The following is a 24,822-nucleotide window of genomic DNA, read 5'->3' as shown; positions in this document are numbered from 1 at the left end:
CCAAGTTTATCAATGAAAAACGTGTATTCATTCTATTTACTTTCCCTTATCATCATGCAATTTAGTTTCGACATAAACGCAGACGATAAATAGCAAAGCAAAACAGCAGATCTTAGGTGCTGTTGCATAATCAAGCATGCTAGCAAAACCGAATAAGATACCATCTGGAACAACCCACCAGGAGCCGATCCAAGAATTAAAGGTATCACTAACTGTCGCAAAGAATGCAATTAAAATCGTTAAAACAAGTAAAACTGAAGTTAAGATCATTCCCGGCCGACCAAAATCTTTAAAACCATGATCCCAGTAGACCATCACTCCAAGCAGTACCAATAAGATTGATACCAGCCATAGACTACCCTTTTTCATAATAAAGGCCTTCTTTCTGCCCTTATCCCAACACGATTAAGTAGCAGCTGCCTTGTTTAACGCTTATTGAATTTCCTTCTTGCCAGTGTAGAGTTCATAGTAGTAACCCTTTTGCTTGATTAATTCATCGTGGTTACCATGTTCAATAATATGACCATGATCAAGTACCAAGATTAAATCTGAGTTAACAATCGTTGACAGACGGTGAGCAATAACAAAACTAGTTCTACCAGTAAGCAAGTTGTCCATCCCGGCTTGAACCATTTTTTCAGTTCGAGTATCAATACTTGAGGTAGCTTCATCAAGAATCATTACTGGCTCATCAGCAATCATTGCCCGCGCAATTGACAACAGCTGCATTTGCCCTTGTGAAAGGTCGCCGCCGTCACCATCAATCACAGTTTCATAGCCGTGATCTAAGTCATGAATAAATTCATCAGCGTGTGACAACTTAGCTGCTTGGTAGACATCATCATCACTAGCATCTGGATTACCAAAGCGGATATTATCCATAATTGTGCCAGTAAAGAGGTGGGTTTCCTGTAAAACAATTGAAAGTGATTTTCTCAAATCATCTTTTTTAATGTTTTTAATTGGAATACCGTCATAAGTAATCGTTCCTGAATCAATATCGTAGAAACGGTTAAGCATGTTAGAGATGGTTGTCTTACCTGCACCGGTTTCACCAACTAAAGCTACCTTCATTCCCGGTTTGGCATTAATGGAAATGTCATGCAAGATCTGATGATCTGGTACGTAGCTAAAGTTAACATGATCAAAAATAATATGACCACGTACTTGAACCTTCTTGGTTGAGCCATCTTTTTGTGGTACATTCCAGTACCACTTACTGCCGACTTCATCGTTTTTCTTAGAAAGAGTAACTGTACCTTGGTCAGCTTCTGACTTTTGATCTTCCAAGTTGAAAATTCTTTCTGCACCAGCTAAAGCCATTACAATAGAGTTTAATTGTTGCGAAATTTGGGCAATTGGCATACTGAATTGCTTAGATAACTGTAAGAATGAACCAATGGCACCAAGTGAAAGCGGAGCCCAACTATTAATTGCGGCAGCACCACCAACAAAGGCGATCAAAACGTAAAGCAAGTTACCCATGTTACCCATAATTGGGAATAAAATTGTAGCGTAAGTGTTAGCCTTACCTGAGGCTTGACGCAACTCATCATTATATTTGTCAAAGCCTTCCTTAGATTGTGGCTCATGGCTGAAGACCTTGATGACCTTCAAACCATTAAGCATTTCTTCGTTATAACCGTTGATTTGACCCAGCTTCTTCTGTTGAACTTGGAAGAAGTGACTTGATCTAACTGTTAAGTAACGCACAATTCCAAATGATAAAGCAAAGATAATGAAGGAGAAGACCGTCAATTGCCAACTAAGTGAGAACATAGCGACAACCACGAATAACAAACTCAAAGCTGAGTTAGTAAACTGTGGAATTGACTGTGAAATCATCTGCATCAAGGTATCAATATCGTTAGTATAACGCGACATGATATCGCCAAATTCATTTTGGTCAAAGTATGAAATTGGCAAGCTTTCCATGTGAACAAACATTTCGTTACGTACACGATATTGCACTTTTTGAGCTAAAACACCCATCAGCATGTTAAAAAGGTAATTAGACAAAAAACCAATCGCATAGATCCCAAACATTACCGCAATTGCAGTAGCTAGAGGGCCATAGTTAGGAACTTTTTCTTTAGTTAAAGGCACAATATAATTATTGATCAAACGTTCAATGAATAACGAGCCAATAACGTTGCTGGCAGCTGCTAGTACAATAGTGATCATGGAAACGATGAGCATCCATGGACTTGTACTATTAACCAGTTTCAATAGGCGCAATAAGATTTTGGTTCTGCTACCCTTTGTTTGATTTTTACTTTTTTCCATTGCTTGATCCAAATTGCTCACCTACTTTCCTTGTTCTTCCTGGAATTTAGCGATTGAACTATAAAGTTCGTTAGTCTTCATCAATTCATCGTGGGTTCCGATAGCTTGAATTTGACCATGATCCATGACGATAATCCGATCAGCATCCTTAATTGAAACAATTCTTTGTGAAATAATGATTTTAGTAGTTTCTGGCATATCTTTAGCCAAAGACGTTCTAATTTGTCGCTCAGTACTGGTATCAACAGCTGAAGTGGAGTCATCTAAGATCAAGATCTTCGGATTCTTAAGCAAGGCTCTGGCAATAGTAATTCTTTGCTTTTGCCCACCAGAAACGTTGTTACCGCCTTGTTCCACCATTGTGTCATAACCATCTGGCATTTCACGAATAAAACCATCAGCATGGGCGATTTTAGCAGCGGCAACAACTTGTTCATCGGTTGCATTTTCGTTACCCCACTTGAGGTTATCCTTAATCGTTCCTGTGAACAGCACATTCTTTTGTAAAACCATCGCAACGTTATCACGCAAGGTCTTCAAGTCATATGACTTAACGTTGTGTCCTGCAACCCGAACGGCACCAGAAGTAACATCATAAAGACGCGGAATCATTGAAACCAAGGTTGACTTCGATGAACCTGTTTCACCAATAATCCCGATTGTTTCACCTGGCCTAATGTGCAAATTGATATCTTTTAAAGCATCAGCCTTGTCCGCAGGTTCGTACTTAAAGCTAACGTGATCAAAGATAATTTCACCATTGGTCAAACGTTTCAATGGCTTCTTAGGATCTTCAATTGTTGGTTCTTCCGTAATCACTGAAGCAATACGACGACCACTGGCACCTGAGATAACCAATTGCGTAGTAATCATAGCTAAAATGTTTAAACTAAACAAAACTGAGTTTGAATAAGTAAACATTGAAATTAATTGACCAGTTTGTAAACTACCGCCAACCACTTCTTTCGCACCGAACCAGCAGATTGACAGCGTTGAAATATTCAAAACAGCTGCAACTACTAATGCGTTCAAAGACATAATCTTTTGTGCAGTCGCAAATAACTTGTAAATAAAACCTGATGACTTCTTGAATTCTTTAATCTGCGGTTGTTCTTGGACGTAAGTCTTAACTTCACGAATACCACGTACATTTTCACGCACAACTTGGTTCATTCGGTCATACCCTCTAAAAATCTTAGGGAAGTATGGATAAGCTGTTTTAATAATCAAGCCCAAAGCAATTGCAAAAACCGGTCCTAAAACTGCAAAGATTAATGATAAACGCGGGCTAATAATAATTGACATAATAATTGAAACGATGAACATCATTGGTGCTCTAACAGCAATTCTGATGATCATTTGATATGCCATTTGCACGTTGTTAACGTCAGTAGTCAAACGTGTAACTAAACTGGCACTTGAAAAGTGATCAATATTTTCAAAAGAATAGTCCTGCATATGGTAGAACATGTCTTGGCGCAAGTTTGCGGCAAAACCAGCAGCTGCATGAGCTGAGACATAACTCGCACTAGCGCCTAAAATTAGCGAAATAATGGTTAACACTAATAGCAATAGCCCCATTTTACTAATATAGGACATATCCCCCTTCATAATTCCGTTATCAATCAAAATTCCGACCAAATATGGTATCAGCATTTCAATGATAACTTCACCAATAACAAACATTGGTGAGAGCAAAGACAATTTTTTATATTGCCTAATTGATTTGCTCAATGTTTTGATCATAGAGACCCACCCTTCTATTCTTTTATTCAATCTCGCAAATAAAAAGATAAATGGATCATCTCCATTTATCTTTTTTATCTATATTAAGTTTAAGTATGTGCTTATTTTTACGGAAATTCAATTAACATGCTTGCAAAACAGGTAAATTATTTATGTTGTTGTGGCCTTGGTGCAAATGCGGAACCAATAATATTGTAGTGCTTTCTGAATAAATAACGTACACCATAAGCAACTACCGCAATAGCCACATCAATTGGTCCTGGCAAAACAGGGTTAATAGGACGTAATAATGGAGTTGCCAAAACGGTCAATACAACAAGCATAATTACCACAACAACTACTCCACCTAGAATCAGTTTAACCCATGAAGGTCGTTTTCCTGCCTGTGGTACCAGTAAGTCATTGTACTTGACCATTACTATACCCATTAAAATACCAATACTTGCTAAAGTTAACACGCCCCACTGTGCGTTGTAAGCTTGTTTGCCACTTTCAAATGAAGCCATTACCCCAAAGATGGCAAAAAACAGTGCTGAATAAAGCAAACTACCATCAACCATCAATTGCCAAGTTGGTGTAGCCACTGGCTTTTTCTTAGGATGAAGCATTTGTTCAGCTTTAATTGCTGGTGAAGCCAGGTAAAGCCCATTGGCTGGTTGCCCATGACGTTGGGCAATAATAATTTCACTGAGCAAGCCATTAGTCATCGCAACTGCATCAGCACGTGACATTGAACCTTGTTTTTGCAGTTCTTTTTCTAGACGAAAAACATAGTCACTGTTCTTGTTACTCAACTTTTCACGCAAAGCTTTTGGATCTTCCTGCTTAATTTTTTCATCCTGAGTATCAAGCTCAGCTTGCTTCTTTAATTTAGCTTGTTTTTCAGTGTTAATTTTTGTTTGATCTTGTTCTCTCTTTGTCTCTTCAGCCATTCTTACTCCTAGACGTTAAATCTAAATTCAATAATGTCACCGTCTTGAACTTCGTAATCTTTACCTTCAAGACGCAGCTTACCAGCTTCTTTAACCTTTTGCATAGTTTCAAGCTTGTCTAAATCATCAAATGAAACAACTTCAGCTCGAATAAAACCACGCTCAAAGTCTGAGTGAATAACACCAGCAACTTGTGGAGCTTTCATCCCTTTGTGGAAAGTCCAGGCACGGGTTTCAGGACCACCGGCAGTAAAGAAAGTTCTAAGGCCTAAGATATGATATGCAGCACGAATCAAACGATCCAAGCCTGATTCTTCTACGCCTTCCATCTCAAGGAATTCTTTCTTTTCATCATCAGCCATACCAGCGATTTCTTCTTCAGTTGCAGCAGAAATACCTAAGCATTCTGCACCTTCGCTTTCGGCATGCTTCTTAACAATTTGGTAATACTTGTCGCTTTCTGGATCAGCCATTGAGTCTTCAGCAATGTTAGCAACGTAGATAACTGGCTTGGAAGTTAACAAGAACAAGCCCTTAACAATCTTTTGTTCATCTTCATTAAAGTCAATTGAACGGGCAGCATTACCTTCTTCAAGTACTGGCTGCAATTTATTCAAAACAGCCATTTCAGCCTTGGCTTCCTTATCGCCTTGTTGAGCAACCTTTTTTACCTTATTGATTCTGCGGTTAACAGCATCGAGGTCCGCAATAGCAAGTTCCAAGTTAATAGTATTAATATCTTCTTCTGGATCAACCTTACCAGTAACTGAGGTAATGTTGTCATCATCAAAGGCACGAACAACGTGAACGATGGCATCAGTTTGACGAATATTTTCCAAGAACTTGTTACCAAGACCTTCACCTTTTGAAGCACCCTTAACCAATCCAGCAATATCGGTAAATTCAAAAGTTGTGTGCACAATCTTCTTAGCAGGAATCAATTCTTGAATTCTTGCCAAACGCTTGTCAGGAACTTCAACCATTCCGACATTTGGTTCAATGGTGGCAAATGGATAGTTAGCCATTTCGGCACCAGCCTTAGTAATCGCATTAAACAAAGTTGACTTACCAACGTTTGGTAAACCAACAATACCAGCAGTTAATGACATTTGTTGTCCTCTTTTTCTAAAATCAATTTTTTATTTTTACTTACTTGTCTATTTTATCCAAAATTTGGCCGAGCGATACGATCTTTTGGCACATATTGCTCTTTTTTTGCATTAACCGGATCATTCGCCTTAGTTAATAGCTTTTTTAGCTTCCGGTTAAACTCGCTGCGCGGCATCATGACTATGTGCCCACAACCCATACATTTTAATTTGATATCAGCACCCATGCGCAGGATTTCCCAATCATTAGTCTGACAAGCATGAGGCTTTTTCATTTGAACTGTATCAGCCAAATTATAAACAATTTCTTTAGCCATCTAAATCAACACCTAACAAATCAAGAATGCGGTTCAATTCATCAGTTGAAGCAAAATCAATTGACAAATGTCCTTTTCCTTTTTGTGTTTCTGAAATATTTACGCTAGAGCCAAACTTATTAGCCAATTGGCTTTCGCTAGCCCGGATAAAGGCCGATTTCTTGACGGTCTTTTTGCTGCGAGGTTTTTTAGCGTTCAATTCACTGACTACCGCTTCAACCTTACGCACCGGCATCCCTTCCTTGACTACTCGCTTAGCCAGCGCATCAATCTTTTCCTTATCTTTCAAACTTAAAAGCGTTCTAGCTTGTCCCATCGACAGTTCACCATGTTGGAGTAAACGCTTAGTCTTGCTAGGTAAAGTGAGCAAACGCAAATAATTAGCAATATATGGTCGCGACTTACCCATCCGCTTCGAAACTTCTTCTTGCGTTAAGCCAAGATTCTTCTGCAGCATTTCATAAGCTTGCGCCTCTTCAAGTGGAGTTAAATCTTCACGCTGCAAGTTTTCTAGAACTGCCACTTCCATCATTTGGCTTTCGTTAAACTTGCGAATAATTGCTGGAATAGTCTTCTTCTTAGCCAATTTAGAAGCACGGAAACGACGCTCACCAGCAATGATCTCATATCCATTAACTGATTCGCGCACGATAATTGGCTGGAAAACACCATTTTCCTTAATAGAATCCGACAGTTCTTTTAAGCTCTTATCATCAAATCTTTTTCTAGGCTGATAAGGATTCGGCCGAATATCGCCCAAATCGAGTTCTTGGACTTCTTCTGCCTCTTGAACTTGAGGCTCATCCTCAAATAAGGCTTCAAGACCACGACCTAGGCCGCCCTTTTTTCTTGGCTCTTTACTTCTTGAGTCTCTTGTCATGAGCTTTTAACACCTCTTTTGCTAAATCATCATATACCTTGGCACCACGAGATTTTGGTGCATATTCTGTAATTGGCTGACCATAACTTGGGGCCTCAGCTAATTTAGTAATTCGAGGAATGATGGTCTTATAAACTTTCTTGCTAAAGTAGGACTGCACTTCTTTAACCACTTCAGCACCCAAGTTAGTTCTGGCATCAAGCATTGTTAACAAAACGCCTTCTACGCCAAGATCTTTATTAAAATGCTTTTGGACTAAACGAATTGTGTTCAAAAGTTGGCTAAGTCCTTCCATAGCATAATATTCACTCTGAACTGGAATCAAAATTGAATCAGATGCAGTAAAAGCATTAATTGAAAGTTGCCCTAATGATGGCGGACAGTCAATAAAGACAAAATCATATTGATCGCTAATTGCATCTAAAGCTGACTTTAAGCGTGTCTCCCGAGCCATCATTGAAATTAATTCCGTTTCAGCACCGGACAAGTTGATTGTGGCTGGAACCATATCTAGCTTTGGCGTTGAAGTATGGTGAATAGTATCTTGAATAGGAATTTCGTCAATCAAAACATTGTAAATGTCCTGGTCAATCTCTGATTTTTCAATTCCTAAACCAGAGGTAGCGTTACCTTGTGGATCAATATCCACAATTAAAACGCGATAACCACGGTCGGCAATTGAGGCTGCTAAATTGATGGTCGTAGTGGTTTTACCTACGCCACCTTTTTGGTTTGCAACCGAAATTACATTTACCATATTGTTCATCCTTCCCTATTACTTCCTTTTCAATTCAATTGTGATCTTATAATCATCCGGATCTTTATTTTCTGTTACTTTGACTTTAATTCCTGAGTCTTCGGCTAACTTAACCGCCTTCTTAATGGTGTTAATTTGTACCTTTAAGTCTTTAGGAACTCGGCTAACGACCCGCTTAGCTTCTTTTTTAGCCTTAGGCTTAGGGTTAAAGTAAGCATCCACATCTTGCACAATCTCTTCAGTTTGTTTAACGTTTAAGCCTTTTGCTTCAATTTCTGTCAAAACGCGATCTTGATCTGCATTACTTAAGCCGATCATTGCACGACCATGACGAGCGGTAATTTTGCCAGCAATCAAAGCTTGCTGCACATTATCATCCAGCTTCAATAAGCGCAATTTGTTAGCCACATAAGATTGAGACTTACCCATATTTTTAGCCAAAGCAGTTTGAGTCAAATCATTCAATTCCATTAAATTAGTATAAGCTTTTGCCTCATCAATTGGATTTAAGTCTTCACGCTGTAAGTTCTCAATCAAAGCTAATGAAGCAGCTTGATCATCACTCATATTCTTGACGATCGCAGGAATAGTTTGCCAGCTCAAGCTTTTAGCTGCACGATAACGCCTTTCACCTGCAATAATCTCATATTGCTCGTCATCGCCACCTTCACGAACTACGATAGGTTGGAGCAAGCCATCCTTATCAAGTGTTTCAGCTAATTCTTTAATTGAATCATCAGAAAATTCACGCCGTGGTTGATAGCGGTTAGGAACAATCTTGCTCAATTCAAGATCTTGAACCTGTTTATTCTTAGGAATTTCATCATCATGATGCATAAAAGAAAATAATGACATAATATACCCCTTTCTGTTTAATGAATCGGTTTGCGCCGCGGGGTGCCTGCTTGACGTGGATACTTTTTAGGTGTTGCTTTGACTTTTTGAACTAAGATTAGAGTTCGTTCTTCTTCGCTCTCAGGTAGAGTCAATTCTTCTTCCTTAATCAGCTTACCGCCCAGCAATTCAAGAGCTTTTTGACCATCATCCAATTCATCTTCGGCTTTTGGTCCCTTGAGGGCAATAAAGTAACCATCTTTTTTCACCAAAGGCAAGCAATATTCACTCAAAACACTCATCCGCGCAACCGCACGAGCAGTAACGACATCGAACTTTTCTCGATAAAGCTTATTTTGACCAACGTCTTCAGCGCGGCCATGAACTAATTCGACGTCTTTCAAGTCTAACTTAGTAATTAAGTTCTTTAAAAAAGTCAATCGTTTTGCCAAAGAATCAACAATAGTAATCTTCAATTCTGGCTGCAAAATCTTGAGCGGAATTGATGGAAAACCAGCACCAGCACCAACATCACAAAGAGTGGCACCATCTTTAAAAACATCGCCAAAAGTAAACAGCGGCGTAATACTGTCATAAAAGTGCTTAAGGTAAACCTCATCTTCTTCGGTAATTCGTGTCAAATTGACATGCTCATTAACTTCGATCAAATAATTAAAATATATTTTAAATTGTTCAATTTGTTGGTCAGTTAATTTAAAATTGTGTTTTGATAGTTCTAAAATAAATTTTTCAGGATTCATTTTTCACCCGTGAAACCGTGTTTCACACCTCTAAATTTAACGCAAAATGCATTGATTAGTAAAGATATTTCATCTTATCAATTATGAAGTATTTTTACTCAATCGTCAAAGTTTTGCCGCCCGCAAAATAGGGTATAATAAGGCGCAAAGGAGTTAAAAATATGATTGTTACTTTAATTGTTTTAGCTTACTTAGCATATAAAACATATTTAGGCTATAAAACAGGCTTTACACGCTATATCATCGGTTTAATCTGTTCCGCCATTGTCTTTATGGTTGCCATTTTCATGCAAAATCCATTCGGTAATTGGCTATACACACAATACACTGGAGAAATGATTAAGACTAACTCCACTAACAACGTGGAATTAATGATTGCACGCTTTGTCGCTTTCTTTATTGTTTTCTTCGTGGGCAAAATGATCATGAAGATTGTCAAAAGCTGGATTCCTAACAAAAATCCACATGCGACTAACTTAGGCAGTATTCTCGACAATGTCTTGGGTGCTCTAGCCTCCCTAATTGCTAGTTATTTTGTTGTTTATGTAGTTTTGTCCATGTTCAATGCACTACAAAATCCATGGTTTATGCAGCAAACAATTGATTCTAGTTTTTTGAGGTTTATCATTTACAACACACCGGGGCTTTCAAACGGTGTCTTCAATAATATCTTTAATATTGGCAAAACTGTGGGATAAAATATATCAAAAAAGATCTGCTTGTATCATACTGAGCAGATCTTTCTTGATATGTTTTAACTAAATTAATACTACATTTATGAACCAACATTCGATATACTTATTAGCGCAGGAAGTTTTATGAACGGCGGCTGTTTTTCCCCGGAGGTGAGGCCTATGGGCTACATTGATGAAAGGGTTCCAGCCATGTCGGTTTACGAGAGTATCTCCTTGATGCTTTTGTTCGGTACATTTTTGTTGGCTTTGCTGACATATATTGACCACCACAAAAAAATAAAAAACGCCGCTCAAACATACTTTGACCAGTTATTGAGTAGCGTTTAACGTAAAATTTAACATTTGAAGCCGCCGCTCTTAAAGCGGGCTGCTTGGAGTCCCTAGGACTCCTTTTTCTTTAGTTATTATAGCATATTTCACTAATCACCGAAATTATCATATTCAATATGTTCATCATTATAAACAAAGATTGCACCAATTCGATCAGGGTTATCATGCCAACCCTTTAGTGGCTTGCCAGCAAAGAATAATCGTTTGCATTCAATTTCTGCTTCAACCGATGTTTTGGTAAAAGTAGTCACACCAGCTAAATCAGTCTTTACAGGATACCCGGTTCTAGGATCAATCAAATGGTGATACTTTTTACCGTTAACTACTAAGTAGCGCTCATATGTCCCACTAGTAACGGCTGAGCATTCAGGCACCATAACTGACGTAATATTGTCGCCTCGCGGCTGTTTAGGATCTTGCACACCAATTGACCACTGGCCACTAATTCTTTTAGGCGAATCACCAACTAACAAGATATTACCGCCCAGATTAATAATTCCTGCTTCAACGCCATATGCACGCCACAAGTCACGAATTCGGTCGGCAATCCAGCCCTTAGCAATTCCACCTAGGTCCAGCTCCATGCCCTTCATTTTAAGAAAAACAGATTGGTCACTGTCATTTAAAACCACCTTAAATGGGTCAGTTAACAGCATTCTATCTTTAATTTCTTCATCTTTAGGAACATGTGCGCCTTTAAAACCGATATGCCAAAGCTTAACAACTGGTCCAATCAGAGCATTAAAGCCAAAATTCTCACGGCTCTTTTCTACTGCCAATTTAACCAAACCATACACAGCACTAGAGACCTGTACCGGATGTTCTCCAGCAGCATGATTGATATCCATTACTTCAGATTCATCTCGATTAACGGTAAAAATATCTTCGTAATGATCAATTAAATCAAATGATTTTTGCAATAGATCACGATTTTGAGTACCAAAAATCTGCAATGTAATTGAAGTTCCTAAAGCATGATGATCACCAACCACCTGCTCTAATGCTAAATCTTTAATCATAATTATTTCTCTTCCAAATATAAATCACGCAACGCTTCACGTAGTTCTGTCGTTACGCCAATTTTTTCTTGTAAAAAGTTATCGAAACTACCAAAATTCTGCTCAATAGCGATTAATGAAGTATCCAAAAAAGCATCAGAAACTGAACCTAAAATTCGCATATTAGCGCGAAAACAAAGATTCTCGCCCTCTTCTTGCATTTTTTTATCTCTTTTGGCCCGATAGTTATTAAGCATATAATTTGAGTACAAATAGTCCTGTCTAATTGTTTCCATATCTACGCCAAGCAAATATAACAAGACTACAGTTACCAATCCAGTTCTGTCTTTTCCTTCTGAACAATGATAAAGTACAGCACCTTTTTCAGTATTGGCCAACAGCTCTAAAATTTTATTCAAGCTATGTTGAGCGTGTTCTTTCAATACATGTGACTTGTAACGCTCACACATCATTCTAAAGCCAGCATACTGATCTTGACGATAAGTTGCGAATACTTGGGTTAAGTCTCTCTTACCGCCTTTGGTGTTGTCATCAACAGAAATTGGAATACAGAAATGCTCTACGCCAGGGATTTTGCTGTCTGGACAATGGTCACATTCAGTTGGTGAACGCAAATCAATAATCTTAGTCAAGCCATAATTGAGCAAAAACTCTTGATCATGTCTCGTTATGTTGCTAATCTTGCCCGTTCTTAATAACCGATGCATCTTGACCTTACGTCCCTGATAGCCAACATATCCCCCTAAATCACGCGGATTACAAACTTTTTCTAATGGCAAAATATTTGGTTTCATTAATTTCATCTCTTTATTAAGTATTTTGATAAAAAAGCCGGATAGTGTCCCTATCCGGTAATTTTACTATCACGTGGCAAGTCACGCAAAATTATTTGTTAGCTTGTTCAACAAATTTAATAAAGTTAGCCATCATAGCATCTAGTTGCTTAATGTAATCTTCATTGGTCAAATCGCCAGTTTCTTTATCAAAATTGCTTGCAGCACCGCCAATTAAGATTTCATTGCCTGGCAAAACATTGGCACTCATGTCTGGTGAAAGCAAGATTTCACGAGCATCTTCTTGCGCACGACTAGATCCTTGAATACCGTATGAAGTACCAACAACTGCAGCCGGCTTCATCTTCATCACATTAGGACCAGCATGTGAACCTAACCATTCAAGCGCACTCTTTAAGGCAGCTGGAATTGAGTGATCATATTCTGGTGTAGCCAAAATTACACCATCCGCATTCTTAACATCCTCGATCCACTTCTTAGTAACATCATCTGGCTCATCAGTTCTACAGAAAGGCTTAAGTTGATCGATTTCTTTAACTTCAATATCAGCTTGCTCACCATAACGCTTAGCAATAAATTTTGCTAAAAAACGATTGAAAGAAAATGGAGCGTTTGTACCAACAATTGCTAAAATTTTCATTTAAATAAGCCCCCTACTTAGTAAGTTGTGCATACCAATCATCAACTTCATCAAAGAAGTGATTCAAAAACTTAAGTGTACCTGCATCGGTCAAGTCGCCTTTATCATCAAATTGTTTTGGTGCCAAACCCATCATAAATTCGTCACCAGCAAAGACATGAGCACTAAAACCAGGTGCGCCCAAAATGCTCTTCAAGCGAGTTTGCGAACGAGACGCACCTTGAGGCATTGGTGAAGTTGACACAATAACTACTGGCTTATCATGGAATGGGTGAACAGAACTAGAAAGCCATTCAAGTGCACTCTTTAAGGCACTTGAAACTGAGTGTTGCTGTTCTGGTGAAGCGATCAAAACCATATCTGCATCAGCAATTTTTTTACCTAAAGCTAATACGCTAGCAGGAGCATCAACGCCTTCTTTATACATATGCAAGCCCTTAACAGTCGCAAAGTCAAAATCATACTTATCGCCTAAGTCCTTAATAATGACTTTAAGTAATTTTTCGTTAAATGAGTTATCGGCATTGGAGCCCGATAAAGCTAATACCTTCATAAAAACCACCTTTCAAAAATCCTGCTATGAAAAATGTATATAAATGTGTACAGTATCTTGTTTAATTTGTACGCATTATGGTCTAACGTATTTGCATTTTTCTTATCGGCGTCCTCATCAGTATTCCGATATCTCATCCAGTGAGGCAATCGCATTGACCGACTCTTCCGACATAAAGGCTGTAAGCCCAGCCTCGTTTTTAATAATTTGTTTTATCTTTAAGCTGCTTTGTTCAGCTCCGGATGCTCAATTAAAGCATACAGGTTTTTGACCGCGTTTTGATCGCGGTCATTTTTATATCCGCATTTGTAGCAGACATATTCATTGTGCTTGGTGCCATGCTTTTGATTGCCTTTTAAGGTGATCTTTTCATCGCCTTTTTTGACGAATCCGCAATTGGCACATCTTTGCGTTGATGGATAAAGCTTGTTGGCAACAATCAATTCCTTGCCATACCATTCACACTTATAAGCCAAAAGCTGTCTGAAAGTTCCAAACATAGACCGATGCACGCCTTTAGAAGCTGCGTGACTCATGAGCATGTCTTTAACCGACAGCTCTTCAATGACGATCTTGTCATAGTCTTTAACCAGTTTAATAGTGAACTTATGCATCAGGTCCTTTTGGATATTGGCACACTTTTCATACTCACGCTGCAGCTTGGCTCTCGCTTTAGCGTATCTGTTTGATTGCGTGCCTTTAATCAGACCATTGACGGTTCTCTTTTTAGCCAGCATTCTTTGATAGAATGCAATCTTCTTATATGATTTAGTCAGGCTTTTGGGCAGAACCAATTGCTTGCCCTCAGTATAATTGAAGTGGCCGACATTGACATCAACTGCTGTATATTTTCCAGACTTTGGCCAAGGCTTGGCATCTTCAACCTTGAAAGGAATGGACAGGTAATATTTATCGTTCTTTCTTGTAATAGAAAGAACGCCAAACTTGTCAGAAAGTATTCTGCCTTTAAATTTGATTGGATGCCATTCGCCTTTGTATTCTCGTGATTTTTCAAGATAGAGCAAGCCGTCTTTTAACTTTGCTTGATCGCTTTTAAAACCCTGTTTAGGAAGCTTCTTGGACTTAAAGCCGGGTTTGCCTTGTCTGGCTTGTGATTTATCAAAAAATGCCTGCCAGGCTTTGCCTAAATCTTGAACCGCCAGTTGAAGCAAATGCGCAGAATACTGATATTGCCAGTCCTGCTTCTGCTCAACCATCATGTTGCGAACCAGACGCCAATTGGGCATTGTCTTAAGATTAATCTTTTCTTCTTTGATGCCATTCTTATTAGGAACAAAGCGATAAGCGTAAAAAGGCAGAATTCTTCTGTCATCATAAAGATCATTCCATAATTCCAATGCTTGATTCCAGCAGCATCTGCGATAATCGCAAAGCTGATCAAGCACAATTTTCATGGTTTTGTCTGGATAAAGACGATAGGTTCTAGTCACTATCCTTGTCATTCTTATTTTCATCTCCTTTCAAATGCTTATCGTTTTCGATTTTCTTTTCATATCTTCTTAAACCATAAAGTCGGCATGAAAATACGTGTATGATTGATGTTAAATCGCTAACCAATTCTTTGTCTGGTGAAGTATCAACATCATTTAAAACAACAATATTAGTACCATGACGCTTGCAAAATCGTTCGAACCAGTCAAACCCGAATCTTACAAATCTGTCTCTATAGGTGATGTAGATATTAGCTATTTTCTTATTTTCAACATCTTCAAGGAGATTATTCCACTTAGATCTTTTATAGTTTAAACCTGAGCCAATGTCGGTTATTTCACGATCAAGAGGTATTTGATTGCCTTGTGCAAAATTTTTAATATACTCAAGCTGTCGAGCTAAGTCATTCTTTTGATCATGTGAAGACACACGAGCATAAGCAACATTGATCCTTTTTATTGGCGGTTCAGTCGGCAATCCTATAACTTTTCGAATTTCAGATTCATAGTAAAAACGCTGATTGGTTGGAGTACGATGAGCTTTAAGCTTTCCAGTTTTATCCCAAACTTGCAGAGTATGAACTTGAACGCCAAGCATTTTAGCAGCTTCGCCAATTTTTAAAATTTTTTCCATAAAATAAACTTACCCTTTCAATAAGTCTATTTTATAATTATAGATTATCATACACAACTATATATGCTTTGATGTACTAGTAATTAACTCTTAGTTATCATTATAGACTAATGTAGCTTAATTTATGTCATTTTAATTTTAATAACAACAAGAAAAAATGCCTTCGATAATGAAGGCGCCCTCTACTGAATGAAAAGCACAAATGATTGGTGAAATTTCTATGCCAAGTTATCCTTAAGCGAAGCTTCTTCGTCGGCAGCAAACATTGGGTTTTCTTGAGTTTCGCTGAGACGATTGTTAAGCATAGCATCGTGGATTTGAGCATTCAACACATTGACGATTTGAGTTTGGCTGAAGCTTGCAATCTCATTAACAACCAATGCAGCCATACCTGTAGTAGAAATCCAGTTAGCAATTACGATGTCATGAATCTTTTGATCATCGTAATCAACATCAGGATATTGTTCCTTGAACTTTTCAGTTCCAAGCTCCATCAAAGTGTCAGCGATGATCTTGCTACCAAACTTGCCATCAACGAACATTGCTCTAAACAAGTTAACATGAGCTTGAGCAAAATCAATGTATGACAAATCCAAGTCAATCAAAGGTTCACCAACGTACTTTTGTTGTAAAGTATGAGTTCTCAAGTCATTAGAGATTCTTCTCAAAACTTGATTGCGAAGATCATCCATGTTGTTAAATTCTAGATACAAAGGTTGGGTTGAGAAGTGTCCTGCTTTAGCAATGCCACGAGCAGTCAAACCTTCAATACCATCCTTGATTGCCATCTTGTAGGCTGTATCTAAAATTTTGTCTTTACTAATTTCTTTTTTTCTTGCCATTTTAATGCACCTCAATCATTGTATAAAACATGTGCTTTTCAATACACTTGTTTTCTTTTCTTCATCAATATAATATATCCAAAAAAATAACAATTGCAAGTCTTATACACTAACTTATTAAAAAATATTATAATCGCTTAAATAGCGATGAGCCGTTGTCTCCTGTAAATTGATCATAATGTGAAGAAGCCATTTCAATAACTGCTTGCTTGTCCAATCCTTGTGCAGCACAAAACGAAAAGAATGCAGCAGATAAAATATAGCCGCGTTCACGATCATCTGTCAGGTTATCTGAGAACTTCATATTAATCGAATGATTTGCATAATCCGTTGTCAATTCAATCGATTTATTTTCTGGTTTACTACTCATTCTATTGCAACCTCTTTTTTGTTCTAAAACAAATAAAATTAAAAATTTAAAAATTTCTATTATAATTATATTACAAAATCAAAAGAATTAGAAAGCGTGTTTTTATCAATGAAAGTTTCAGCTTGGCGCTCATCATGCACCTCAATTTTAATCGGGAAAAAGGCCTCTCTTTCTGGCAGTATCATCATCGGTCGTAATGAAGATGCTAAGACTGCTTGGCCTAAGCATTTAGCCTTTAATCCACATCGAGATAATGTACAGAAAAACCATTTTAAATCCAAAGACAATAAGTTTGAAATGGATTTACCAACAGCTAGCTACTCTTATTCTTCAACCCCAGAATGGACAGATAAGTACGGAGTGTTCGAAGAAGACGGAATTAATGAATATCATGTGGCAATGAGCGCCACCGAAAGTGCCTACGCAAATGACCGCGTTTTAGCTGTTGACCCCTTTGATACTGACAAAGGAATCTTAGAAGAAGCAATGGTCACCGTAGTTTTACCTTATGTTAAATCCGCACGTGAAGGCGTTCAGCGCTTAGGAGAAATTGTAGAAAAATATGGTGCAGCAGAAGCTGACGGAATTCTCTTTGGCGATCGTGATGAAGCCTGGTACATGGAAATCGGTTCTGGCCATCATTGGGTTGCACAACGAATCCCAGATGATTCCTACGCTGTTGTCGCCAATCAACTAGCTATTCAAGAAATTGATTTTGCCAGTGACGACTTCATGTATTCTCAAGACCTGCAAAAATTTGTCTACGACAATAAACTCTGGCCTAAAAATCAGCCATTCATTTGGCGTGATATTTTTGGCACTCATGACGATAGTGACTTACACTACAACACACCACGAGTATGGAGCGGTCAACGTCTGCTTACTCCATCTGTAGCACAAGAACCCGAAAGCTTTAACCTGCCATTTATTCGCAAGCCTGATGCACCAATTTCTGCGCAAGACGCTCAACGCGTTTTAAGCGATCACTACAACAACACCGCCTATGATTTAACCAATCAGAAAAACAGAAATAATGCCACTTTCAGACCTATCTCTGTGGCTACTACTCAGGAATCACACTTGCTTGAGTTAAACGGTGAAAACATGATTCACTGGCTAGCTATGGGTGTGGCTGCGCAAAGTGTTTATGTGCCATTCTATCCTCAAGGCACTAAGGTACCAAATACCTGGAAAAATGGAAAAGAAACCTACTCACCAAATTCAGCTTACTGGGTCTTTAAACTGGCTAGCGTCCTGGTTGATCGTAATTGGGGTAAGTACGGCACCGCTTTAAGCAATACGCAAAGTACTACTAATGAAAAATTGCTTCAAATTAGACATCAGTATGATGAAAAATTAACCCAAGAAAAGGATCAAGAACAACAAATTAAATTAGTGGATGAAGCCAATGCCAAATTAGCTAAAACTGCTACTGATGCTTATAAAGAATTGATCGCTAAACTAATCACCGAACAAACTGGTGACTCACCGCTGCGTTTCCAAATGGATCCTAACTTGTAAACAAAAATGCCTCAATGAGGCATTTTTTCTTACTATTTTTTCTTAGTCATTAAGCCGTCCATCATTTCATAAATATGGTCGGCGTATTTTTCTAGCCGCGGATCATGCGTTACTAGAATAACGGCCTTGTCACGCTTTTTCGCTAGATCCTTAAACAATTGTCCTACTTCTTCCACATTTTGCGTATCTAGCGAAGCAGTCGGCTCATCGGCTAACAAAATATCTGGGTTAGCATATAAGGCCGTCGCGATTGCTACTCGCTGCTGTTGCCCACCAGATAATTCATTTGGATACTTATTAACCAGCTTTTCAATCCCTAGCTGCTTGAGTAAGCCTTGCAATTTATCTTGCGACAAATTATTTTGCTTTTTTACTTTATCAATCAAAGTAAATTGCTCTTTAACTGTCAAAAATGGAACTAAATTATAAGCTTGTAAAACAAAGCCAATTTTATTCAAGCGTAGTTCTCCACTTTGCTTAGCAGAAAAATTACTAATGTCTCGACCATTAATCAAAATTTCACCTGAAGTTGGTTTTTGCAAGGACCCGGCGATCGTCAAAAATGTACTTTTACCAGCGCCTGAAGGCCCCATAATTAAAACCACTTCACCCTTATTAGCCTGAAAATTGATATCTTTCAAAGCTGCAACTTTAGCTTCGCCTTTACCATAAACTTTATTAACATCTTTTAATTCAATTACTGCCATTTTACTCACCAATTGCCTTTGCTGGATCAACCTTCAAAATTGATCTAATCGGAATCAAACTACCAATAATACCCATGACTAGCATCCCTAACGTACCACTAATCATAATTGCTGACGTAAAGGTCATTGGCACAGCTGCTGGTAAAGTTAAATCAGTTAACCACATCAAGATAATCGCAATTACAACACCAATAGCTACTAAAATTATGGATTGACTGATCGTTGCACCAACTAAAGTTTTACTTGGAATTCCTTGAGCCCGCATAACGGCAAAATTATGCATTTTTTGCATAGTTAAAATATATAGGAAAACAGCAATCACGATCAAAGAAATAACAAATAAGAATCCAATCATCAATTCAAAAGTTAAGTTTTGAGCCGTATATCCTGGAAGCTTATTAATAAAGGCTTGAATTGGGTATGTCTTGGCATCCTTATAATTGAATTTATAATTACTATTCTTTGAAACAACTGCAGAAGCGGCTACATTAGGAGCGACCATCCGCAGTTTTTTCCAAGTTTTCATTGAGCCATAAACAATTGGCGCAATATTAATCTTGGCGTTATTTACAAAACCAACAATTTTATATTTTTTCTTAGAGCCATTCAGAGAAATTTGATCCCCAAGCTTGTAGCCTTTGTCTTTGAAACTACTGTCTACTGTAATCTGATTACCATTCTTTGCTTTTTTCCCAGCAATTATATCTTGATCTTGATAAATAAACTGGTCTTTTTTGATGCCTAAGAATTGAGCTGAAATTGAGTTTTTTCCCTTTTTCTTAGCTACAATTCCTAATTGACCAATAATTGCTTCATTCTTGCCAATTTTTGCGTTTTTTAGATCGTCTTTTGTCAGAATTGACTGACTCATGCTGATATTGGCATTTTTATTTAAAACAATCTTTTGCGCATTCCAATTTTCAATTGCTTGTGTATTCTGACTTGCTAACCCAACAGCCAAAGATGACAACATAAAAATTAAGTAGCTGATCAAAAAGATCATCAAAATAATCAAGCCATAGCGCAATTTTTCATGCTTAATTTCTTTCAGTGCTAGAAACATAACTACATCCCCTTTGCTAGTATGTCTAGGCTCTTCTTATAGCGCGCCAAGTTCTTTTCCTGATTTTCGGGATCTGATAAGCATAAGTTGATAACTTCATGACTAAGTACCATGGCACTCCACAATTGTGGCCCCATATTCAACAATTGTCTTGAATAAATTTTGAAATTATCTGGTATCAAGTACTCATTTTGCAACATATGCAATTTCATCATTGGTTCATATTTACTGTATTGAACTTTATCAATAAACTTAACTACTCTTGCATAAAAATGATTAGGATCAAATTTTTCATCAGGACTCATCCCAGCATGAATGTCTTTAATAGCGATGTGATACATATAAACATATGCATCAATTAAATCATCAAAATATTTATAAAATGCTCCTCGAGCAATGTTGGCATTCTTAACAATATGTGACACCTTAGCATCTGCTAACGGATAAGTGCTGAATTCTTCTAACAACACCGCTTCAATACGTCTACGTTTAGCAGACGGTAAATTTTTAAAAGTTTGCTTAACCATTTTGTTTTCCCCTTTTCCAACACAAATGACGACTTGTCATCAATTACTTATATCATAGCTGATTGTGACGAGTTGTCAATACATATACACAAAAAAATAAGGCCTCTGCCTTCTTTCTCTAAACTAAAACTCGATTATAGTAGTACAACCTAGCAATACCATCACGGACGCTAAATTTACTTAATGCACAATTATTTGGCGTATCTATCTTGTCCATGTCGCCATTACTCAAATAATGAGCTGCCATCATTCGAATCAAACGACCATGTGCCACTACTAATACCTTACCTTCTGGATATTTTTGATATATTTCGTCTAAAAAGTTAGCGCAACGTGCTTCAAACTCTTCGTAGCCCTCACCATTTTTGGCATATTTAACATAGTCGCGAGTAACTTTTCCCCATGGATCAACGACATCCGGATATTCCTTAGCAATATCATCCATCTTCTTGCCGTCCCAATCACCAAAATCAAATTCCAGCAAACGTTTGTCTAAATTTAATTTCTTTTTACCTTTAGTAAAAATTTTCGCAGTCTCTACTGCTCTCTTCATTGGACTGGAATAAACAACATCAAATTTATTTTCATCAAACTTAGCGGCGGATTTTTTAGCATATTCACGACCAAATTCATTCAAGTCTGCGTCAACTTGTGCGCCCTGAATTCGATTATCTTTATTCACGTCTGTTTGTCCATGACGAATAAAAACTATTTCCATTTTTTACATCACCTTTTCTTAAAATCATACCCTTATTTAACTAATCTTTCCATTTCTTTACTGTTTTTTTAGCGTTTTGAAATTTAAAAAGCTTAAAATATAAATAGATAATTAGAAAGGGGAAACATTATGTCCCGCGTTACAATTGAAAGAGATGGTCTCACCTTAGTAGGAGACCGCGAAGAACCATTCGGCGAAATCTATGACATGGCTATCCTCATGCATGGTTTTACCGCTAACCGCAACACTGAATTATTAAGACAAATTGCCGATGATCTACGCGACGAAAATGTCGCTAGCGTCCGTTTTGACTTTAATGGTCATGGCGAAAGTGACGGCAAGTTTGAAAATATGACTGTGCCAAACGAAATCGCTGACGGCAAGGCAATCTTAGAATACGTTCGCACCGATCCACATGTACGTAATATTTTCTTAGTTGGTCATTCCCAAGGCGGTGTAATTGCATCAATGCTCGCCGGTCTTTATCCTGACGTGATTAAAAAAGTTGTCCTTTTAGCACCAGCTGCTCAATTAAAAGACGATGCACTTAAAGGTAACACACAAGGCGCAGTCTATGATCCTAACCATATTCCTGATACTGTTCCACTAGTCGGCAATAAATTAGGAATGAAACTAGGCGGATTTTATCTCCGAACCGCTCAAGTTTTACCGATTTACGAGGTCTCTGCCCGCTTTAGTGGCCCAGTATCAGTCATTTATGGTACTAATGACCAAGTAGTTAACCCTAAATATGCTAAAAAATACCATGATATTTATGAAAATAGCGAACTTCATGCCATTACGGATGCAGATCACAGATTCACTGGTCAATACAAAAAGTCAGCATCAGATTTAACTGCTCAATTTTTAAAACCATTATTTTAGCGCCGAGTAAAGTCGAACTCAGTACGAAAGACGTAATGATCCTTAGTACTTACGTCAGGTTCAAATTGAAATTCAAAATCATTAAAGTCCTGCAAATCTGTGGGATTTTTTATTTGCTTCTCGGCAATGTAGCGCACCATTTCACCACGAGCCATCTTAGCGTGAACCCCAACGGTCTTCCACTTATCATTTTTTAGTTCCTGAAAGTCAACCGTAATTAATTGTCGTCCTTGACTCAAATAAGGTTTAACCAAACGTGTATATTGTTTGGAAGCCAAATCGATAACTATATTATCTTCTTGAAATAAATTTTCAGCGATATCACTGCCCCAGAAATGATACAAGCTATAATCACGAAAACCAACCATTTTAGTATTTAATTCTAGGCGATATGGGCAAACACCATCAAAAGGCCGGAGCATACCATAAAATCCTGATAGAATCCGCAAATTCTTTTGAATATAGTCAAGTGCAGGTTGTGTAAATAAATCCGGAGCCATATATTGGTATTGAATTCCTGAAAAAGCCAAAATTGCAGGAGTTAATCGTTCATCCAAATTCATATTTTCTAGTTGCAATATGCTTTGCTTAGTCACATTTTCACTAGCATGCCAAAGGTCTTTTAACTGTTCATTTGACCTTGACTTAAGAAATCTTTCTAGAATTCGTGTCTTATCCAAGAACTGCGGTTTTGACTGAATTGGAAATGAATCACGATCAATTTTCATAATTTTTGCAGGTGCAATAATAATTTTCATTTTTAGATTTTGTTCCTTTACGGTAAACTTAAATTGTGATTAATAAGGAGGAAAAATAATGAATCCTGATTTTGCAATTGTCTTAAATTATCAACTTAATGATAAGGCTGATGCCGACTTTTTAGTAAAAACAGCCCGTAATATCGGTGCTCGTGCAGTGATGACTGACAGGCAAACTGAAGATTTCAAAACAGCTTGCGCTAAGTATACTATTTTTTTAGCTAATCCAGAAAATAGTACTGACTTAACTAAGGATAACGTCATTGATACCATGGTCAATAACCGTAAAGCTGGTAAGACTACAATTATTAATGTGCCCGTTGAAGCAGGCAAGTTTTCTGCCGCAACTCAAGCAATGCTGGATACGATCAATGATTGGATGCACCAATTCGGTCACGCCTTCAACGAAGGAAAAACTAGTGCTTTAACCAGTAGCGATGGTTTTATTTTAGAAAATCGCCATGCAAATTACCAAAAATATGTCTTCTTACCTAGTCCTCTTCCTGACAAAATCGTGGTAGAAGGCCTAGTCGAAGAACCTAACCGGGTAGAATGGATTGAACATCGAACTGATCTTGATTTTAACTATAAGGATCAAAAATTAACTATTAACTTAGTCAAACCAGATGATGAGTTTGCTTGGCAAGTGTTGCGAATTCAAGCCCACCGACCTGAAGATGACATTTTAGAAACGAAATTTTAGTAAAAAGGCGTTCTTTGTAGCAGAACGCCTTTTTACAATCTTATGTAATTGCTATTTCTAGTTTCAAAAAAATTTATTCTTGCTTAAGCTTTAACTACTGAACCATTATCAAAAAATTCTCTAAAACGACGTGCTTCTTTATCCAGAGTAATTTCATCATTAACTTGCGATAACTTATAGCCAACAAAATAAGGTGGCGCTTCAAAACGTGTAATATATTTAGCACAAATACCGTCATCATTACGCGGATAAAAGAATAGATTATAAGAATCGCAGCGGCCATTATACATGATATTTAACAAATACTTGGCACCACTTTGAATCCAGTCAGCCCACAAGTCAATGCTATTTTTATCTAACAAGTTAATATTGAGCTCAGTGTAGCCTTGAACGGGGTGTTCAGCAATGTTAACTTCTACCCCACTTTTTTCAAAAAGGGTCTCACCTTCAAAATTATTCGGGTGAATATATTTATAGCCATCTTCATGTTCAAAGCCAACTATCTGCATATGCGGGTGAATCAAGGAACCACCTGAATGTGGACCATAGTTCTTGTACCAAACAATTGACTCATATTGGTCACTAGCCTGCATTTTTTCAAAACAAGCTAGCGCAAAATGCATCAACTTGCGATTATGTTCCTGCGTATAAGTACTAATATCGCCGTTATGATCACTAGATTCAATTAGTACAGTCTGCCAGGTATCGCGCAAGGTCGGGAACTTATTCTTAAGCCAAATCATGTCATCTTCCTTGGCGTAAATATCAGTTAAATTTTCAACATCACAAAATGGGCAAACGTTTTTCTTCTTATCCTTACGATATGATTGCGGTTTGCCTTTAGCAATGCTCATTCGAAAAACAAGTGGATCATTAGTCATATTTATTCCTTTTTTTATTTAAAATAGTTTAAAGTCTAATGGGTAAAGTTTTACTATAATGTAAAATATTTTGTAGCTTTACTAGCATAAAAATACTTGTTATACTGTG

At 37.7% G+C, this 24,822-nt stretch carries 29 protein-coding genes; 5 read left to right on the top strand and 24 right to left on the bottom strand.

The genetic code is table 11. From position 1 onward, the window contains the following. Positions 1–36: 36 nt before the first annotated feature. The 10 genes from CP352_RS04995 to rsmG form a co-directional block, all read right to left on the bottom strand. Positions 37–369, bottom strand: coding sequence for a hypothetical protein (locus CP352_RS04995; RefSeq protein WP_089143633.1), 333 nt, complete (start codon positions 367–369; stop codon positions 37–39). A 63-nt stretch (positions 370–432) separates the two neighbouring features. After that, complete coding sequence (locus CP352_RS04990) at positions 433–2,286, bottom strand: ABC transporter ATP-binding protein (protein WP_089143669.1); 1,854 nt, start codon at positions 2,284–2,286, stop codon at positions 433–435. A 21-nt stretch (positions 2,287–2,307) separates the two neighbouring features. Further along, positions 2,308–4,032, bottom strand: coding sequence for an ABC transporter ATP-binding protein (locus CP352_RS04985; protein WP_057726581.1), 1,725 nt, complete (start codon positions 4,030–4,032; stop codon positions 2,308–2,310). Positions 4,033–4,178: 146 nt separating this feature from the next. Next, positions 4,179–4,964, bottom strand: coding sequence for a DUF1129 family protein (locus CP352_RS04980; protein WP_089143632.1), 786 nt, complete (start codon positions 4,962–4,964; stop codon positions 4,179–4,181). 8 nt (positions 4,965–4,972) lie between these two features. Further along, positions 4,973–6,073 carry a redox-regulated ATPase YchF gene (ychF, locus tag CP352_RS04975; protein WP_005720971.1) on the bottom strand — a complete coding sequence of 367 codons (1,101 nt, stop codon included), beginning with the start codon at positions 6,071–6,073 and terminating at the stop codon, positions 4,973–4,975. A gap of 53 nt (positions 6,074–6,126) precedes the next feature. Continuing rightward, positions 6,127–6,390, bottom strand: coding sequence for a DUF951 domain-containing protein (locus CP352_RS04970; RefSeq protein WP_005723772.1), 264 nt, complete (start codon positions 6,388–6,390; stop codon positions 6,127–6,129). Then, positions 6,383–7,270 (bottom strand): ParB/RepB/Spo0J family partition protein, encoded by an 888-nt coding sequence (locus CP352_RS04965; protein ID WP_057726584.1) that lies wholly within the window; start codon positions 7,268–7,270, stop codon positions 6,383–6,385. The genes CP352_RS04970 and CP352_RS04965 overlap by 8 nt, the downstream gene beginning before the upstream one ends. Then, positions 7,248–8,027, bottom strand: coding sequence for a ParA family protein (locus CP352_RS04960; RefSeq protein ID WP_005721788.1), 780 nt, complete (start codon positions 8,025–8,027; stop codon positions 7,248–7,250). Before CP352_RS04960 ends, CP352_RS04965 begins: the two co-directional genes overlap by 23 nt. 18 nt (positions 8,028–8,045) lie before the next feature. Then, on the bottom strand, positions 8,046–8,882 hold the full coding sequence (gene noc / locus CP352_RS04955) for a nucleoid occlusion protein (RefSeq protein ID WP_065990753.1): 837 nt from the start codon (positions 8,880–8,882) through the stop codon (positions 8,046–8,048). Between the two features lie 17 nt (positions 8,883–8,899). Continuing rightward, positions 8,900–9,622 (bottom strand): 16S rRNA (guanine(527)-N(7))-methyltransferase RsmG, encoded by a 723-nt coding sequence (rsmG, locus tag CP352_RS04950; RefSeq protein ID WP_065990754.1) that lies wholly within the window; start codon positions 9,620–9,622, stop codon positions 8,900–8,902. 161 nt (positions 9,623–9,783) lie between these two features. Here rsmG and CP352_RS04945 point away from each other — a divergent pair, with 161 nt between their 5' ends. Together CP352_RS04945 and CP352_RS10990 are read left to right on the top strand one after the other, a co-directional pair. Then, on the top strand, positions 9,784–10,320 hold the full coding sequence (locus CP352_RS04945; protein ID WP_005720964.1) for a CvpA family protein: 537 nt from the start codon (positions 9,784–9,786) through the stop codon (positions 10,318–10,320). 156 nt (positions 10,321–10,476) lie between these two features. Further along, on the top strand, positions 10,477–10,644 hold the full coding sequence (locus CP352_RS10990) for a putative holin-like toxin (RefSeq protein ID WP_158182144.1): 168 nt from the start codon (positions 10,477–10,479) through the stop codon (positions 10,642–10,644). 92 nt (positions 10,645–10,736) lie between these two features. Here CP352_RS10990 and CP352_RS04935 read toward each other — a convergent pair whose 3' ends face one another. The 8 genes from CP352_RS04935 to CP352_RS04900 all read right to left on the bottom strand — a co-directional run bounded on the left by CP352_RS04935 (position 10,737) and on the right by CP352_RS04900 (position 16,950). Next, positions 10,737–11,666 (bottom strand): FAD:protein FMN transferase, encoded by a 930-nt coding sequence (locus CP352_RS04935; protein ID WP_005720962.1) that lies wholly within the window; start codon positions 11,664–11,666, stop codon positions 10,737–10,739. Positions 11,667–11,668: 2 nt separating this feature from the next. Further along, entirely contained in the window at positions 11,669–12,460 is a 792-nt protein-coding gene (locus CP352_RS04930) for a tyrosine-protein phosphatase (RefSeq protein ID WP_089143629.1), read from the bottom strand. Positions 12,461–12,551: 91 nt separating this feature from the next. Continuing rightward, positions 12,552–13,100: an NADPH-dependent FMN reductase gene (locus CP352_RS04925; RefSeq protein WP_005720960.1), complete on the bottom strand. Its 549-nt coding sequence runs from the start codon at positions 13,098–13,100 to the stop codon at positions 12,552–12,554. Between the two features lie 13 nt (positions 13,101–13,113). Continuing rightward, entirely contained in the window at positions 13,114–13,653 is a 540-nt protein-coding gene (locus CP352_RS04920; protein ID WP_089143628.1) for an NADPH-dependent FMN reductase, read from the bottom strand. Positions 13,654–13,871: 218 nt separating this feature from the next. Continuing rightward, positions 13,872–15,116 (bottom strand): transposase, encoded by a 1,245-nt coding sequence (locus CP352_RS04915; RefSeq protein ID WP_233186910.1) that lies wholly within the window; start codon positions 15,114–15,116, stop codon positions 13,872–13,874. Beyond that, positions 15,097–15,738 carry an IS607 family transposase gene (locus tag CP352_RS04910; RefSeq protein ID WP_089143626.1) on the bottom strand — a complete coding sequence of 214 codons (642 nt, stop codon included), beginning with the start codon at positions 15,736–15,738 and terminating at the stop codon, positions 15,097–15,099. The genes CP352_RS04915 and CP352_RS04910 overlap by 20 nt, the downstream gene beginning before the upstream one ends. Before the next feature lie 218 nt (positions 15,739–15,956). Then, positions 15,957–16,580, bottom strand: a complete 624-nt coding sequence (locus CP352_RS04905; protein ID WP_065990758.1) for a TetR/AcrR family transcriptional regulator — start codon at positions 16,578–16,580, stop codon at positions 15,957–15,959. 127 nt (positions 16,581–16,707) lie between these two features. After that, a complete protein-coding gene (locus tag CP352_RS04900; RefSeq protein WP_005721791.1) occupies positions 16,708–16,950 on the bottom strand; it encodes a hypothetical protein in 243 nt (80 codons plus the stop codon). A gap of 108 nt (positions 16,951–17,058) precedes the next feature. Here CP352_RS04900 and CP352_RS04895 point away from each other — a divergent pair, with 108 nt between their 5' ends. Next, positions 17,059–18,471: a C69 family dipeptidase gene (locus CP352_RS04895; protein ID WP_013086967.1), complete on the top strand. Its 1,413-nt coding sequence runs from the start codon at positions 17,059–17,061 to the stop codon at positions 18,469–18,471. A gap of 32 nt (positions 18,472–18,503) precedes the next feature. Here CP352_RS04895 and CP352_RS04890 read toward each other — a convergent pair whose 3' ends face one another. The 4 genes from CP352_RS04890 to CP352_RS04875 all read right to left on the bottom strand — a co-directional run bounded on the left by CP352_RS04890 (position 18,504) and on the right by CP352_RS04875 (position 21,486). After that, positions 18,504–19,178 carry an ABC transporter ATP-binding protein gene (locus tag CP352_RS04890; protein ID WP_005721793.1) on the bottom strand — a complete coding sequence of 225 codons (675 nt, stop codon included), beginning with the start codon at positions 19,176–19,178 and terminating at the stop codon, positions 18,504–18,506. Between the two features lies 1 nt (position 19,179). Then, the gene (locus tag CP352_RS04885) at positions 19,180–20,241 is read right to left on the bottom strand and encodes an ABC transporter permease (RefSeq protein ID WP_089143625.1); all 1,062 of its coding nucleotides are present in this window, start codon (positions 20,239–20,241) and stop codon (positions 19,180–19,182) included. Between the two features lie 2 nt (positions 20,242–20,243). Further along, positions 20,244–20,768 (bottom strand): TetR/AcrR family transcriptional regulator, encoded by a 525-nt coding sequence (locus CP352_RS04880; protein ID WP_089143624.1) that lies wholly within the window; start codon positions 20,766–20,768, stop codon positions 20,244–20,246. A gap of 118 nt (positions 20,769–20,886) precedes the next feature. After that, positions 20,887–21,486, bottom strand: coding sequence for a histidine phosphatase family protein (locus tag CP352_RS04875; protein ID WP_089143623.1), 600 nt, complete (start codon positions 21,484–21,486; stop codon positions 20,887–20,889). Between the two features lie 129 nt (positions 21,487–21,615). Here CP352_RS04875 and CP352_RS04870 point away from each other — a divergent pair, with 129 nt between their 5' ends. Beyond that, positions 21,616–22,371 carry an alpha/beta hydrolase gene (locus tag CP352_RS04870; protein ID WP_013086974.1) on the top strand — a complete coding sequence of 252 codons (756 nt, stop codon included), beginning with the start codon at positions 21,616–21,618 and terminating at the stop codon, positions 22,369–22,371. On the opposite strand, the gene yaaA is transcribed toward CP352_RS04870, so the two are convergent. Next, complete coding sequence (gene yaaA, locus CP352_RS04865; protein ID WP_057726787.1) at positions 22,368–23,129, bottom strand: peroxide stress protein YaaA; 762 nt, start codon at positions 23,127–23,129, stop codon at positions 22,368–22,370. The genes CP352_RS04870 and yaaA overlap by 4 nt on opposite strands. A gap of 58 nt (positions 23,130–23,187) precedes the next feature. On the opposite strand from yaaA, the gene CP352_RS04860 reads away from it, so the two are divergent. After that, positions 23,188–23,832, top strand: coding sequence for a hypothetical protein (locus CP352_RS04860; protein WP_005721800.1), 645 nt, complete (start codon positions 23,188–23,190; stop codon positions 23,830–23,832). Positions 23,833–23,915: 83 nt separating this feature from the next. Here the strand turns inward: CP352_RS04860 and CP352_RS04855 are convergent, their stop codons facing one another. Beyond that, the gene (locus CP352_RS04855) at positions 23,916–24,713 is read right to left on the bottom strand and encodes a DUF4931 domain-containing protein (protein ID WP_089151076.1); all 798 of its coding nucleotides are present in this window, start codon (positions 24,711–24,713) and stop codon (positions 23,916–23,918) included. Between the last annotated feature and the right edge of the window lie 109 nt (positions 24,714–24,822).

It is taken from the genome of Lactobacillus sp. UMNPBX1 (assembly GCF_002554085.1).
Classification (GTDB): domain Bacteria; phylum Bacillota; class Bacilli; order Lactobacillales; family Lactobacillaceae; genus Lactobacillus; species Lactobacillus crispatus.
The sequence above is the reverse complement of the archived record's forward strand: the minus strand, read 5'-3'. Positions and strand labels throughout refer to the sequence as shown.